Raw genomic sequence first — 14,528 nt, forward strand, 5'->3', positions numbered from 1 at the left:
TGGAGCGGTCCCGGTGGAGGGCCGGAGGCCGGACGGCAGAGGTGAAGCGATGAGCCCGATCAGCAAGACTCCCCCCGCCCTGGACGTCGACGCGCTGCTCGACGACCCGCGCACAAAGATCATCGTGTGCTGCGGGTCCGGCGGGGTCGGGAAGACCACCACGGCCGCCGCGCTCGGTGTGCGGGCCGCCGAACGGGGCCGGGACGTCGTCGTCCTCACCGTGGACCCGGCGCGCCGGCTCGCCCAGTCGATGGGCCTGTCCGAGCTCGACAACAACCCGCGCAAGATCGAGATCGACGGCGACGACGGCGGCGAGCTGCACGCCATGATGCTCGACATGAAGCGCACCTTCGACGAGATCGTCGAGGCGCACGCCGACCCGGACCGGGCGAAGCAGATCCTCGCGAACCCCTTCTACCAGTCGCTGTCGTCCAGCCTGTCGGGCACGCAGGAGTACATGGCGATGGAGAAGCTCGGGCAGCTGCACCGCTCCGGCGCCTGGGACCTCATCATCGTGGACACGCCGCCGTCCCGGAACGCGCTGGACTTCCTGGACGCCCCCGAGCGCATGGGCCGCTTCCTCGACGGCCGCTTCATGAAGATCCTCGCCGCCCCGGCCAAGACCGGCGGCCGCTTCGGAGTCAAGGTGATCAGCGCCGGGTTCGGCATGTTCACCGGGGCCATCAACAAGGTCCTCGGCGTCCAGCTGCTCCGCGACGTGCAGACGTTCGTCGCCGCGTTCGACACGATGTTCGGCGGGTTCCGGGAGCGCGCCGAGAAGACGTTCAAGCTGCTGCAGACCCCCGGGACCGCGTTCCTCGTCGTCGCCGCGCCCGAGCCGGACGCGCTGCGCGAGGCGTCCTACTTCGTCGAGCGCCTCGCCGAGGAGCGGATGCCGCTCGCCGGGCTCGTCGTGAACCGCGTCCACGAGTCCGCGGCGGACGGCCTGTCGGCGGCGCGGAGCCAGGCCGCCGCCGAGACGCTGGAGGAGCGCGGCGAGCACACGCTGACCGCGGCCCTGCTGCGCCTCCACACCGACCGCATGCAGCTGGCCGCCCGCGAGGAGCGCCTCCGCGACCATTTCGCGTCCACGCACCCGACCGTCCCGGTCACGGCGGTCCCCGCCCAGGCCGAGGACGTCCACGACCTGGAGGGCCTGCGCCAGGTGGGCGAGGACCTCGCCGCCCCCACCGCGACCCCGACGGCCGCCGCCTGACCGCTCTCGGCGCCACGCTCCCACCCCACCTGGGAGGGACGCGGCGCCGAGCCGTCCCGTGGCCTAACGAGCGTTGCTCGGGACGTACAGGCGGATGTCGTCGACGTATGCCTGGCCCTCGTAGTAGTTCAGGTGCGGGTCGCCGATGATGAACGAGTCGGGATAGGCCGACCCCTTGGGCCACGTGTGCTTGGTGATGTACGTCCCAGCAGGACCCTTGTGGACGAGCCTGCGGTCGAAGCGGCCGTCGTACTCGCCGGGCGTCTGGTTGTAGTGCCAGATGGGACGGCCGTCCTCCACGAAGTCATGGTGCACGCGCAGCGTCGTCTGCCCGGTGTGGAGGAACGGGCCGCTCATCTCCAGCGTGTAGCCGGTGGAGTCGCGTTCCACGGCGAACCGGTAGGACGCCTTGGGCAGCAGCTGCGGCTGGAGTTCAGCGCTGGTGAGGTGCTGCTTGAAGCGTCCACCCGGCCCGTAGGGCTTGTCCATGGACACGTTCCCGCAGGCCGTCTTGATGTAGTACTCGTTGCTGATGTTGTTGTTGGCGGCCTCCCGGAACATGTCGCCGCGCACGAACAGCGCGTTGATCCCGTTGAAGGTGCCGTCGAACGTCCGGTAGATCTTGCCGGTCCTGGGGTTGCAGGTCCCGGCGTCCTTCCAGCGCTCGTCGTCGCTGTAGTAGCCGTCCATGATGACCTTGCGCCGGTAGTGGATACCGGGGTTGCCGTGCGGCGCCGGGTTCGCGTAGTCGAGGATCGTCAGGTAGTAGAACCCGTTCTCCTTCGTCACGTCCGGGTACTGGCAGCGCGTCTTGCCGGGCAGCGCGCCCTGGAACGTCCACGGGTACCGGGTCTTGCACGGCTCCCGCGTGTAGCCGTTGTGCCTGCCGTTGTAGTCCCACGTGCCTTGCCGCTTGCCGCCGAAGTCGATGCCCCGCAGCGTCATCTCCACCCGGTAGCGCGGCGGCAGCGGGCGGGTGGGCCGGATCAGCACGCCGGCGTCCCAGCTCGGCTCGGAGATCCGCGCGACCTTCTGCCCGCCCGGGAGGGACGCGTTGGACAGGCCGGGCCGCGAGTCCGGACGGCCGTCGCGGTCCTTGTCGACGGCGGCGACCTCGGCGGTCAGCCACCCGTCCCGGCCGAACGCGACGCGCTTGCGGAACACGTTGAGGGTGTCGAGCTGCTTCTTGAACAGCGGCCCGCTGATCTTCGTCCAGGCCTCGCCGTCGTCGTCGAACGCGTCGACGTGCCAGGGGCTGCGCGGCCCCTGCGGGTCCAGGCGCCACGGCTCGCCGTCGACGCGCAGCGGCCGGTCGAAGTTCTCCTGGGCCATCAGGACCCACGGCCCCGTGCGCTCGGACGTGCTCCCGGCGGCGGCCGGCAGCCCGGCGGACAAGGCCACCATGGCGGTCGCCCCGGTGACCGCCGCGGTGATCCTCCAACGTCCCGTCACAACGTGCCCCCTCGCTCCGGTGAACGGCGGCGCACCGCGTCCGTCCGCGCGGCGCACCCGCACGGACACTACGGTGATCAACGCTCCGAGCTGGGACGATGCGCTCCCGGCCACCGCTTCTTGCCCGCCCCTTGACGAACTCCAAGCAGACGCGCGGGCGTCGCCGCTCTCACCGCCCGGAGGCCGGGCCGACGGGCGCGCTCACAACTCGGGGACGGTGACCTTGGCCACCCCGACCTGGGAGGGAATCGCCGGCGCCGTCGCCCCGAGCACCGCTGCCAGCGACCGTGTTCCAGCCGGCATGCACCGGGCACGTCGCCCTCATGCGGCGCGGTCGACCGACGACGCCATTGGCGATACCGCGACGATCAGTACCGGCTTGCACAAAATGACTGCGCCGTCGGTCCGAAAAGGCGAAATCGGCGCGTGATGTGGTGTTCATGCTTCACTTCGCCGCCCAGAAGAGGCAACTCCGTTGCGAAGCGACAGTGCTGACCACGCCCATCAGGGACGCGATCGGCAACGGTGCAGGCGGCGCCGCGTCGCGCATTCGAGCGCAGATGACCACCGGCCGGTGCGCACGCGCAGGCCGACGTGCACTCGACGCACGGAAAAGCCTCCTCCGCGAGCTGATCGCCCTATTGCCGCCGCCCGGCGCACGAAGCAGCGCAGCGGCCGCGCGGGAACCCGCACGGAGGCGGCATCTACCGCCACGGGTGGACGATCAGTGAGAGGGCAGAGCATGTGGCCGCGGCCCGCACCGCGAAAACGGTGCGGGCCCGCGGCCACGCTCTCATTGGACCGTGCCGGTCCTTAGAACCAACCTCTGCCGGACGCCTGGACGGGCCGCTCGCGGCCCGCCGAGGTCAGCTGGCGACGAGCTCCTGCTCGTCCGCCTCGACCGACCGCTCGTACTCTTCCTTCGCGGTCTCCAGCAGATCGCGCCACGACCGCACATCCGGTCGCCGCCGCAGCAGTGCCCTGCGCTCCCGCTCGGTCATCCCGCCCCAGACACCGAACTCGATCCGGTTGTCGAGGGCGTCAGCGAGACACTCCGTGCGCACCGGGCAGCCGCGGCAGATGAGCTTGGCTCGGTTCTGCGCCGCTCCCTGCACGAACAGGGCATCAGGATCCGCGTTACGGCAGGCGGCGCGGGCGGTCCAATCCGTGATCCACATCTTGGCCCCACTCCCCTAGGGTCTGTGTCGATTTGCGCTCCTTGGCCGGACGGGCGCGGACGTCAGGCCGCCAAACGAAAGCCGTGGGGAAGAACTTACGGAAGCGAGGGACGTTTCAACAGCCCCCGATGGGCCCATTCTCGATATAGCCCACCGGGGCCATACCGCCGGAACGGACTAGTTACCTGTAGTTGACGCGCCAGACACAGCGCAGGTTGTCATCATGAGGGCATAACGGACGAACGTCCGGGAGAACCGAGACCGGAACGTGGTGACGCAGGGGACCTGTCCCTAATGCACTGCTCGTCCCGCGTACCCTAGACCACGTGCGCGTTGTGAAAACCGATCGGGTCAAGTCCGCTTCCACGCTGTTCAGGCTGCTCGGGGCCGGGGTGGTGGCGGGTCTCATCGTCGCCCTCATCGCACTGCCGGCCGTCGGCAGCGCGGGGCTCACCGCGCGCGACGCCGCGAACAACTTCGACGACATGGACAGCCAGCTCAAGACGTCGCCGCCGTCCGAGAAGACGGTGATGTACGACGCGAACGGCAAGCCGGTCGCCACGTTCTTCGACAAGTACCGCGAGTCCGTCCGGCTGGACCAGGTCGCCCCGATCATGCGCAAGGCCATGATCGACATCGAGGACTCGCGGTTCTACGAGCACGGCGCGCTCGACCTGAAGGGCACCATCCGCGCACTGGCGTCCAACGTCGAGTCCGAGCAGACCCAGGGCGGGTCCACGCTCACGCAGCAGTACGTGAAGAACCTCCTGGTCGACAGTGCCCGCACGCAGGAGGAGTACCAGGAAGCCACCGCGCCCACGGTCGGACGCAAGCTGCGCGAGCTCCGCTTCGCTCTCGACATCGAGCAGCGCATGACCAAGGACCAGATCCTTGAGGGCTACCTGAACATCGCCTACTTCGGTGCAGGCGCGTACGGGGTGCAGGCCGCCGCGAAGCGCTACTTCAGCGTGCCGGCGTCCAAACTGACCCTCGGCCAGGCCGCCCTTCTGGCCGGCATCACGCAGAACCCGACCGCGTACGACCCCATCCGCAACCCCAAGGACGCGCGTCACAGGCGTGACGTCGTCCTGTACCGGATGGCCCAGCTCCAGCACATCACCAAGGCCCAGGCCGACCAAGAGGCCGCCAAGCCCATCCAGCTGAACCGCACCGACCCGGTCGGCGGCTGCCAGTCCAGCAAGGCGCCGTACTTCTGCGAGTACGTGAAGTACGACATGCTCAACATCCTGTCGGACGGCAAGTACTGGCAGCTCAAGCCCAAGGAGCAGCAGAACGTCGTCAACGAGCTGAACCGGGGCGGCTACACGATCCGCACCACGCTCGACATGCAGGACCAGAACGCCGTCGACAAGACCCTGCGCGGCACCGTCCCGCCCGGCGGCAACCGCGTCGCCGCCCAGGCGATGGTCGAGCCCGGCACCGGCAGGATCAAGGCGATGGGCGTGAGCAAGCGGTTCGGCCCCGGCAAGGGCCGGACGACCATCAACCTCCCCGCCGACGCCCACCACGGCGGCGGCAACGGTGTGTCGGCGGGCTCGACCTTCAAGGTCTTCACGCTCGCCGCCGCCATCGACCAGGGCATCCCGGTCAGCACGACCATCAACTCCCCGCAGACCGTGACGGTCGGCGGGTTCCAGCCGTGCCGCTACACCGGGACGTGGCAGGGCAAGAAGTACGAGAACGACCTCGTCGGCGGCGGCGCGCCCTGGACGGTGTCCAACGCCGGCGACAGCGAGCAGGGCAACTTCAACCTCAAGACCGGCACCTGGCACTCCGTCAACACCTTCTACGCCTTCCTGGAGAAGCGCGTCGGCGTCTGCAACGCCGTGAAGATGGCCGAGAAGTTCGGGATGAAGCAGGGCAACGGCAACGCGCTGCTGCCGACCCCGTCCCAGGTCCTCGGCGTCAACGACGTCGACATGGTGCACCTCGCCGCCGCCTACGCCGGGTTCGCCGCCCGCGGCAAGTACTGCTCGCCCGTCTCCGTCACCGAGGTCGTCGACCCGCAGGGCAAGAAGCTGAAGCTGCCCAAGCAGGACTGCCACCAGGCCCTCGACCCGGACGTCGCCGACAAGGTGAACTCGATCCTCCAGGGCGTCCTCACCAAGGGCACCGCGGCCGGGCTCGGCATCGGCCGCCCCGCCGCCGGCAAGACCGGCACCTGTGAAGAGTTCACCTGCGCCGTGTTCGCCGGCTTCACCCCGAACCTCGCGTCCGCCGTCGCCTACTGGGACTTCCGCGGCCCCTGGCAGTACAAGGTCTACGGCATCTACGGCGCGACCATCCCCGGCCCGCTCTGGCGGACGTCCATGCAGCGGGCGCTCGCCGGCGAGCCCGCCCCCGGCTTCCAGACCCCGTCCCGCGACTTCGGCGACACCACCAGCGTCCCGGACGTCAAGGGCCAGACGGTGGACGCCGCCAGGGCCAAGCTCACCGCGGCCGACCTGAAGGTCCAGGTCGCCTCCGGCTCCGTCGACTCGGACAAGCCACGCGGAACCGTCGTCTCGACGTCACCGGACGCGGGCAGCGAGGTCCCGCCCGGCACCACCGTCATCCTCTACGTGAGCAGCGGCAAGAAGCCCGACTAAAGACCGAGGGCCCGGCGCGACGCCGGGCCCTTCGTCATTCCGCGAGCTGCCGTTTGACCTCGGCCGCGACCCGGCCGCCCTCGGCCCGCCCGGCGACCTTCGGGTTCACGACCTTCATGACCTGCCCCATCGCGCGCGGCCCCGCCGCACCCGTCTCCGCGATGGCGTCCGCGACCAGCGCGGCCAGCTCCGCGTCGCCCAGCTGCGCCGGAAGGTACTCCTCCAGCACCGCGCCCTCGTCCCGCTCCGCCTGCGCCTGCTCGGCGCGCCCCGCGTCGGCGAACGCCGTCGCCGCCTCGCGCCGCTTCTTCGCCTCCCGGCCGAGCACCTTGACGACGTCGTCGTCCGACAGCTCGCGCGACTGCTTGCCGGCGACCTCCTCGGTCTTCACCGCGGTGAGCGCCATGCGCAGCGTGCGCGTGCGCACCTCGTCGCGCGCCTTCATCGCGGACGCGAGATCGGTCTCCAGCTTCTCCTTCAGGGTCATGCCAACATCATGCCCGTCCCGTACCTTCTGCCTCATCAGGATTACCGCGCGGTGCCCATGTCTGAAAGCATGGGACCCTGAGAAGGGAGAGTCGTGCGAAAGATCTACGCCGTGCCCCTGGGCCTCCTGGGCGCGGGAGCCGCGACCTTCGGGTACGCATCGGTGATCGAGCGGAACTGGTTCCGGCTGCGCCGCGTCGACGTGCCCGTGCTGCCGCCGGGCCGCCCCTCGGTGAAGATCCTGCACATCTCCGACGCGCACCTCACCCCCGGCAGGACGCGCCTCATCCACTGGGTCCGCTCGCTGGACGCCCTGGAGCCCGACCTCGTCGTCAACACCGGTGACACCCTCTCCCACCGCGACGCCATAGGCCCCTTTCTGGACGCCCTAGGCCCCCTCCTGGACCGCCCAGGCGTCTTCGTGTACGGCTCCAACGACCTGTACTCCCCGGTCCTCAAGAATCCCCTGCGCTACGTCTGGCGGACGAGCAAGTCCGACTACGAGGGCCGCCGCCGCGAACCCGACCTCCCGTACCGCGAGCTCGGCTCGTCCCTCCAGGCCGCCGGCTGGCTCGACCTCAACAACCGCATCGGCCGCCTCAAGGTCGGCGAGCTCGACGTCGAGTTCGGCGGCATCGACGACTCCCACATCGACCGCGCCCGCTACGACAAGATCGCCGGCCCGGTCGACCCGCAGGCGGACGTCCACCTCGGCGTCATGCACAGCCCCGAACCCCGCAACCTCGACCGCTTCGCCGCCGACGGCTACGACCTCCTCCTCGCCGGCCACACCCACGGCGGCCAGGTCTGCGTCCCCTTCTACGGCGCCCTCGCCACCAACTGCGGCCTCGACCGCCCCCGCGTGAAGGGCCTGCACCGGCACCAGGGCTCCTGGCTGCACGTCTCCGCGGGCCTGGGCACGTCCCCGAAGGCCCCCATGCGCTTCTGCTGCCCCCCAGAGGCGTCCTTGCTGACCCTCGTCCCCCGTACGTGAACTGGAAGACCGCCACCGCCCTCTCCACCCTCTACGACTACGCCGTCCAGAACCGCGCACTCTCCCGCCTCGGTGCACGCATCCTCTGGAACTACGACATAGCCAACCTCCACAGGGCCATCTCCACCCAAGACCCAACGGCCCTGACCCTGGACATCCCCTGCGGCGGCGGCATGGCCGTCCGCGGCCCCCGCCACGTAGCCGCCGACCTCTCCGCCACCATGCTCCACAGAGCCCGCCGCAAGACGAACACCCTCGTCCAGACCAACATCTACGCCCTCCCCTTCCACCCCGCCACCTTCGACTCCTGCGTCACCTACAACGGCCTCCACTGCCTGGACGACCCAGCCGCAGCCATAGCCGAACTGACCCGCGTCCTACGCCCAGGCGGCACCCTCAGCGGCACCACCTTGGCCCGAGGCACCAACCGCGACCCCTTGATCACCGCCTTCCAACGCCTAGGCGTCTTCGGCACCCCAGGCACCACCGAAGACCTCCGCACCTGGCTGACGAACGCCGGCCTCAGAGACCTAGAGCTCACCCCCACCGGCGCAGTGACCGCCTTCACAGCCCGTAAATAGGGACGCAGCACCCCCAGACATCCGCTAAGGTGGACTAGGCGCCGGGAGAACGTACGACTCCCGGGCAGCCACCAACCGGGGTGTAGCGCAGCTTGGCAGCGCGCTTCGTTCGGGACGAAGAGGTCGTGGGTTCAAATCCCGCCACCCCGACAGAAAACGCCAGATCAGAGGCCGGATCTCCACCCAGGAGACCGGCCTCAAGATCTTTTGTCCGTCATTTGTCCGCGAACTCCGCCACCACCCACGGACACCGTCCGCCCCAGACCAGCGCCGAGAGACAACCGCCTCGTCCTTCCACCGTTCAAAACCTGAGTCTCTGCCCACCCGCTCGCGACGCTGCCAGCGAGCCACCCGACACGATCCGGACGATGCACCCAGCCAGGGTCACTCAACCATGGCTCGGACGAGCGCTCGGCGGGCATAACTCTCCTGAGCTCGTTCCTCTGATCCGGGGGGCCGCCATGAGCCCGAGCCTCGGAATGCTCGTCCTGTCTGCCCGTGTCGCCCGCGGCTGGACACAGCGCGACCTCGCCGACCCCCTCCACTGCTCACACTCCACCATCTCCCGCCTGGAGACCGGCGCCCAGGCCCTGGACGACTTATCCACCCTTCGCCGCCTCGCCGAAGTTTTGGAGATCACCCCGGCCGCACTGGGCATCACCTCTACGGTGACGATCCACCCACCCGCGGAGGACGATGTGCGGCGCCGCCAGCTGTTGACCTGCCTCGCGGTCACCGCTGCCGCCGCCAGCGCACCAGCCCGTGCCGCCGTCGCAGCAGCGGCCGGACACGTCGCGGCCTCTTGGTGATGTCAGCCGCGTACACCGCCCCCCACGCCGGCGACCGCTCAGGCAAGCGACAGCCGACAGAACGAGCAGCAGCGACCGCAGCGCAACTCGGCAGAGCGGACGGTCCCGGCGAGCTGCCGGACCAGGGCCATACGGTCGAGAATGCCAAGCTTGTCGCCGTAGCGGAAGAGGTACTCGTCGAGCCGCAGAGTGTGGGGGTCGCAGTCGAGCACAAGGGCGGGGCCGGCGGAGTGACCGGATGGGTCGTACTGCTTCAGCTGGACCACGCCCGGATGACGGAACCGCTGCAGAACGTCGGCCCCACGCCGGGCGGCGCTCTCCACCGACCGCCGTATAGAGGTGTCGGCGCCGCGCTCGCTCAGATAGATCCGGAGCCGCGCCGGCTCGTGCAGTTCACTGTGCCGGGCCAGGTGGTCGGCCCAGGTCGGGCCCGTGTCGAACGCGTTGCGCTCCAGCAGGTACGGGCCCACCTTGAACTCCGCCTCGCTGCGGCGAATGCCGACCCGGTCCAGCGCGGCCTTGATCGCCCGGGAGCGGGGACCGGTGATCCGCCGTCGCTCGTCATTCGGGGGACGGCGGAGCATCTACAGGAGTTCATCGATGGTCTGCACACTGTGCTGCTCACCCACCGGCAGCCGGACCCGCAGCGAGAGTCGGTGAAGCACGCCCCAGCACCGACCCACACGCGTTCGCCCTTCTGGGCCAGCAGCCCGGCGAGCTCTTTGGCCTTCTGGTTGGCCAGATGCAGCGGGTTGCCATGCGGGACGCGGCGTCCGGTCGGCGTCGTCTGCACCCAGGTGCCGTTCTTGGTGGCTAGGCGCGGCCATGCCAGTTCTTCAGTTCGATCATGTGGACGCCACCGGGGGTAACGACCAGCAGGTCCACCTCCCGGATGTGGCCGGTGTTGGCGGTGAACGTGAAGTTCGACCGTGCGCGCCACGGATCAGCGTCTGGCAGCTGCTCCCGAATCGCCTCCAGGCCGCGCCGCTCATGCTCGAACTGGGACTCCGTGACCGTCGTCCATCGATCTTCGAGCATCCAACCTGGCACTCGGCTTCGTTCCCTACTGCCTTGGACGCCGTCGCGCCTGCCTCCTGACTCGCCGTGCTTGGCTTTGCTTGTCGCCCGATGACTTCGGAATCGTGGCCGGCGTTACCCCAAGAACCTCGGAAGCGAGCATCAACCAGGCCTTCGCATTGGCGCCGTCGAGGTCATCAGTCCACATGAGTGAGCCGTTCGATCCGCCACCTTGGTCGTGCGGAAGGATGCCGTTGTCGGCGTACCAGGCTTTCTTGAGTTCCCACTTCCGGGCATAGTCGGGTAGGTCGAGCATGCCCGCATGCTCCCAGTACACCGTTCGCCCATCGGCAGCCGCGATCGTGAAATCAGGGAGGACGACGCGTCCGTCGGAACCGGTCAGAGGCTCTTCGTATCGCCAATGACCTGGAACAAGTCGGTCGAGAAGACCGGCGATGATGACCTCGTTCTTCGACGCCATCGGGATACCGCTTGCTGAAACATGCATCAGCTTCCGGTCGAAGCGGCGACCCTCGCCCCGGATCTCGAGCTCTACCGGGTGTGGAACCTCGAACAGGTCGGTAAGCCGCCGAGCGGTCTCCGAGCGCCAGGGCTGCGCGAGCTCCCGCAGGTCGGAGAGTGTGCCCTCATGCAGGATGACGACCTTGTCCTTCTGCCTGGTGAGGGCGGTGTACATGAGCTCGCGAGAGACGTTGGCCCGAGCAGGGAGGAAGAGGAACGTCGTGTCGAACTCTGATCCTTGCGCCTTATGGACGGTGACCGCCCATGCGAGTTCGAGTAGCGCGTCATCAGAATCCGTCGGCCAGTACGAGTACTGGAATCCGGGTTGTGAGGAAAACTCGACGTTGAGGCGAAGCTTATTCTTCGGCGCCTTCTTTGCTGGCGTCACATATCCGATGGCGACGCCGATTTCTCCGTTCGCAACGTAGTTCATTCCGCCGTGCTTGGGCCACGCAGACAGCTTCTTATTGGTGGTCTGCATGACCTTGTCACCGCGAACGATCAGCTCGGGTCCGATAGGCCTCGGGATGTTGCCATTCGGGGTGTTCTTCTGTGCCCACGAGGTGTCGCCGCCCCGATACGTGCGTTTGATGTGGCGGTTCAGCTCTACCGTGCCGAACGCTCGTGATCGGGTCGGGGATAGGATCTGCCATCTTTCGGCGTCCTTACCCGCGCCGACCTGCCAGTTCAGGTAGGGGCCGTTGATCACGCCGCCGTAGGTGAGCGCGAAGGCTCGTATCGGGTCGGGGTCGCCGTCGAGATTGAGATTATGTTCAAGCTCGTCAGTCAGCACCTCAACAGCAGTCCGGTCGCTCCAGGGCACGTATCGCACGGTGGGCAGATCGGGGTTGGCGGCCAGCTCTGCCCAAATGGCTTCGTCGGCCGCCCCTCGGGTGTTGTCGCCGAACCAGGCCGCCAGCTCGAGGTCGTGCCGTTCACCATGGCTACCATCAGCGAGTTGCCGCCGAGGCACCTGTAGTTCGACGTAGCCGGGTGCAACCCGAACCCAGCTGCTGAACTTGTCAGGCCGGAGCTTGTTGACGAGGTCGACGAAGGGACGGCCAGCGCCGATTGGTGGTAGCTGGCGCGGGTCGCCGACAAGGATGAGTCGCTTGACCCCAGCAAGGGAATCAAGGGTAGCGGCGAGCATCTCTTCGGTAAGCATCGATGCTTCGTCGATGACGACCAGCGCATAGTTGTGCCGTGGCTGCTGGTCTCCCCACACGAGATAACGGCCCGTCTCCCCCTCGTACCTCTTGGTGCTGCTCAGATAAGACGCAAGCGTCCTGGCGGGCAACTTGACCTTGGTTTCCAGTTGGACCTTCGCCTTACCCGTCGGCGCAAGGAGGAGGACGTTGCCGACGGCAACTTCGGGATACTCAACCAAGGCACGTAGCAGCGTGGTCTTACCCGTTCCTGCCGGCCCAATGAGCACCGAAAGCGGCGCCTCATGGAGCGCAGACAGACCGGCAGCCTTCTCGGTGCGGGCGCGGTCCTCCAATTCGTCGATGTCTCCCGTGACGTCCTGGTTCTGGTCCAGCGCATTGTCCAGCGCTGTCCTGGCGTCCGTGACCGGCCCGTAGGGGACCCGGCTCTCCTGAGCCTCGACCCAGTCCCGAATGACGGAAGAGGTTTCTTCGAAGCGTGTGAGTTTGTACGCAGGTTGGCCATGAGCGAGCGAGAGAGTTGTCAGTGGTGACCACTCGCTCCACTCGTTGAGTCCATCATGGTCCAGATCGAGGCCTGCCAAGATCGTCGTGGTCAGGGCAGGCGGCTGGGCAAGTGCAACATCGTTTGCCAGCGTGATGGTTTCGTGTTCTGGTACGACCGTGTCACCCTGCCGTCCTTGCCGTTCGAGCACATCGGTCAGCAGTGCTTCGATCCGGCGCCGGTCGAGATGGCCCTCCAGTTCGAGCTTATCGGGAATCGGAGGTTTCCAGGTGACGTGTGTCGACGGAAACAACGCACGGTCGACGGTCGTGAACGGAACGTGCTCTACCATGCCGTAGGTGCAGGTTGAAGCAAGGTACGGGTTCTCCAGCAGGTCCTCGGCCACCATTTCGACCTCGGTATCACCTTCGAGCAGCATCTGCACCTGGGCCGGGGAGATGTCGAAGCCGGAGAGCAACCGCAGGACAGCCTGACGCTCGGACGGCACCTTCTTCCAGATCCTGGCTTGGAGGGCACCGATGTGCGGTTTTATGGTGCTCGGCGCGCCAGACGGGTCGGTGAAGACCGTCTGCAGGAGGTCCCACGGGTCAGTTTCGTCTCCAGCCTCTCCGATCACTGCTCGCGCTGCCACGTACGGCTGCTGGACGCCGATTACCTTGAGCACGCCCGGTAGGCCTGGAACGGGACCACGCAGCTGCCAGAGTCGCTCGATCTGACTCTGCAGCCACTCACGGCCAGCGTCAGGTACCTCGATGCCCAGTCCCCGCATGCCTTCGGCAGCTGATTGGAGAGAGGCCAGCGCCTCAAGGGCGGCATCGTCGGAGAGATGCTCGGTCACGTACGAGAACTCGACCGTGCGACCCTCAGGAGCCCATGCGAGCGCCGGGTCGACGTCGGTTCCCTCGTCCATCAGAGGAATGAGCTGCTGGTAGGGCAGCAAGATCCCGTCGGTCATGTCGACACGTAGCGAGTGCTCGACAATCGTCTCCCACATGGAGGACCTGAACGGCGCGTCTTCCGATTGATCCCACATTGCAGGCGGAGTGACGCGCGTGACCCGTGCGGCACCGACCAGTAGTCGGTCGGTGCGCTGTTCTTGAAGCGGCGAGTGCTTCAGGTAGGCGAAGACCAACGAATCGCCCGTGGCGACGGGCTCGAAGAATGCCTCCATGATGGCACGTTGGTTTTCTCCGTCCATCACCCAAGGCGGGGTATAGCGCAGTGTGGCATCAGCAACCTCTTCCGCGGTCAGGTTGAAGGAGGGGACTCGGTCATGCCCGATCTCCTGCGCGAAGGATTCGCGGTTCATCCAGCGGAACGGAACTGCCTCGAACGCGTACCCAGGAAGAGTGACGGGGGTGTCGTACAGCTTGCCCTTTAGCGCACTGTTATGCCGGTACGGGTGCTGTTTGACGACGGAGTATCCCAACGGTGACATAAATGTCGCGCGCTCGCTAAGGCACGGTAGCCGGTCCTGATCGAGGCTATCGATCCCAGCGCTCGAGTGGGTGACCTCGAACGCGTCATCCCGTCGCCTGCCGATCGCGGCGAGCAACGTGCACGACGAGTTACTCAAGGGGTCGTCACAGATGAACTGATCCCACGGACGGTCTCGCCAGGGGACCCTCATCGACAGGTGCTGAATTACGGCCACACAACAGGTCTATCATCTAGCGCCGGAACAGTCTTCCGATCAGCCCCATGGTTCGTCATCATGCTCGGTCGCCACTCTGAGTCGCTCACGCGCGTCCCAGATGACGCCCCGACGCGAACGGGGTCATAACGCGGCGGTGTCCGCGGCTGCGTGCAGAGTCCCTCGATCGATGAGCGCATACATGAACGCAATTGATCAGACGATTGACGCCGATTTGGGAGTGCGGTGCTGGCGGCAGCGTGACTGACCCTTTTTCATCGGTCTGGGGAGATGGTGATCACGAAGTGATCGCGATGCTGGCGTTCGGCCGGTGAAGCGAAGAAGCCCCTGTTAGACGGC

General features: G+C 67.3%; 11 protein-coding genes and 1 tRNA gene. 6 read left to right on the plus strand and 6 right to left on the minus strand.

Annotated features, from left to right (window positions below; translation table 11 throughout):
- The first annotated feature begins 49 nt into the window (after positions 1-49).
- On the plus strand, positions 50-1,216 hold the full coding sequence (locus AB0K34_RS22045) for an ArsA family ATPase (RefSeq protein WP_301173887.1): 1,167 nt from the start codon (positions 50-52) through the stop codon (positions 1,214-1,216).
- A 63-nt stretch (positions 1,217-1,279) separates the two neighbouring features.
- On the opposite strand, the gene AB0K34_RS22050 is transcribed toward AB0K34_RS22045, so the two are convergent.
- Together AB0K34_RS22050 and AB0K34_RS22055 are read right to left on the minus strand one after the other, a co-directional pair.
- Positions 1,280-2,668, minus strand: coding sequence for a hypothetical protein (locus tag AB0K34_RS22050; RefSeq protein WP_364550558.1), 1,389 nt, complete (start codon positions 2,666-2,668; stop codon positions 1,280-1,282).
- A gap of 866 nt (positions 2,669-3,534) precedes the next feature.
- On the minus strand, positions 3,535-3,846 hold the full coding sequence (locus AB0K34_RS22055; protein WP_089329881.1) for a WhiB family transcriptional regulator: 312 nt from the start codon (positions 3,844-3,846) through the stop codon (positions 3,535-3,537).
- 326 nt (positions 3,847-4,172) lie between these two features.
- Between AB0K34_RS22055 and AB0K34_RS22060 the strand changes: the two genes are divergently transcribed.
- Positions 4,173-6,455 (plus strand): transglycosylase domain-containing protein, encoded by a 2,283-nt coding sequence (locus tag AB0K34_RS22060; RefSeq protein WP_364550560.1) that lies wholly within the window; start codon positions 4,173-4,175, stop codon positions 6,453-6,455.
- 34 nt (positions 6,456-6,489) lie between these two features.
- Here the strand turns inward: AB0K34_RS22060 and AB0K34_RS22065 are convergent, their stop codons facing one another.
- Positions 6,490-6,942 carry a GatB/YqeY domain-containing protein gene (locus tag AB0K34_RS22065; RefSeq protein WP_138641248.1) on the minus strand — a complete coding sequence of 151 codons (453 nt, stop codon included), beginning with the start codon at positions 6,940-6,942 and terminating at the stop codon, positions 6,490-6,492.
- Between the two features lie 93 nt (positions 6,943-7,035).
- On the opposite strand from AB0K34_RS22065, the gene AB0K34_RS22070 reads away from it, so the two are divergent.
- From AB0K34_RS22070 to AB0K34_RS22085, 4 genes are all read left to right on the plus strand, one after another.
- The gene (locus AB0K34_RS22070; protein ID WP_301173884.1) at positions 7,036-7,935 is read left to right on the plus strand and encodes a metallophosphoesterase; all 900 of its coding nucleotides are present in this window, start codon (positions 7,036-7,038) and stop codon (positions 7,933-7,935) included.
- Positions 7,932-8,516, plus strand: coding sequence for a methyltransferase domain-containing protein (locus AB0K34_RS22075; protein WP_364550563.1), 585 nt, complete (start codon positions 7,932-7,934; stop codon positions 8,514-8,516). Before AB0K34_RS22070 ends, AB0K34_RS22075 begins: the two co-directional genes overlap by 4 nt.
- Positions 8,517-8,592: 76 nt before the next feature.
- Positions 8,593-8,666 (plus strand) — tRNA-Pro (locus tag AB0K34_RS22080).
- Between the two features lie 311 nt (positions 8,667-8,977).
- Positions 8,978-9,325, plus strand: coding sequence for a helix-turn-helix transcriptional regulator (locus AB0K34_RS22085; RefSeq protein ID WP_171069431.1), 348 nt, complete (start codon positions 8,978-8,980; stop codon positions 9,323-9,325).
- 38 nt (positions 9,326-9,363) lie between these two features.
- On the opposite strand, the gene AB0K34_RS22090 is transcribed toward AB0K34_RS22085, so the two are convergent.
- The 3 genes from AB0K34_RS22090 to AB0K34_RS22100 all read right to left on the minus strand — a co-directional run bounded on the left by AB0K34_RS22090 (position 9,364) and on the right by AB0K34_RS22100 (position 14,090).
- Positions 9,364-9,909 carry a hypothetical protein gene (locus tag AB0K34_RS22090; protein ID WP_205719663.1) on the minus strand — a complete coding sequence of 182 codons (546 nt, stop codon included), beginning with the start codon at positions 9,907-9,909 and terminating at the stop codon, positions 9,364-9,366.
- A 229-nt stretch (positions 9,910-10,138) separates the two neighbouring features.
- Positions 10,139-10,363, minus strand: coding sequence for an NERD domain-containing protein (locus tag AB0K34_RS22095; protein ID WP_205719662.1), 225 nt, complete (start codon positions 10,361-10,363; stop codon positions 10,139-10,141).
- Between the two features lie 25 nt (positions 10,364-10,388).
- A complete protein-coding gene (locus AB0K34_RS22100) occupies positions 10,389-14,090 on the minus strand; it encodes an AAA family ATPase (protein WP_205719661.1) in 3,702 nt (1,233 codons plus the stop codon).
- Positions 14,091-14,528: the final 438 nt, after the last annotated feature.

This window comes from Actinomadura sp. NPDC049382 (genome assembly GCF_040677125.1).
GTDB classification, from domain to species: Bacteria; Actinomycetota; Actinomycetes; order Streptosporangiales; family Streptosporangiaceae; genus Spirillospora; species Spirillospora geliboluensis.

Coding starts and splice junctions, on each gene's coding strand:
- AB0K34_RS22085 (WP_171069431.1), top strand. CDS start 8,978: ATGAGCCCGAGCCTCGGAATGCTCGTCCTGTCTGCCCGTGTCGCCCGC.
- AB0K34_RS22065 (WP_138641248.1), bottom strand. CDS start 6,942: ATGACCCTGAAGGAGAAGCTGGAGACCGATCTCGCGTCCGCGATGAAG.
- AB0K34_RS22095 (WP_205719662.1), bottom strand. CDS start 10,363: ATGCTCGAAGATCGATGGACGACGGTCACGGAGTCCCAGTTCGAGCAT.
- AB0K34_RS22055 (WP_089329881.1), bottom strand. CDS start 3,846: ATGTGGATCACGGATTGGACCGCCCGCGCCGCCTGCCGTAACGCGGAT.
- AB0K34_RS22090 (WP_205719663.1), bottom strand. CDS start 9,909: ATGCTCCGCCGTCCCCCGAATGACGAGCGACGGCGGATCACCGGTCCC.
- AB0K34_RS22045 (WP_301173887.1), top strand. CDS start 50: ATGAGCCCGATCAGCAAGACTCCCCCCGCCCTGGACGTCGACGCGCTG.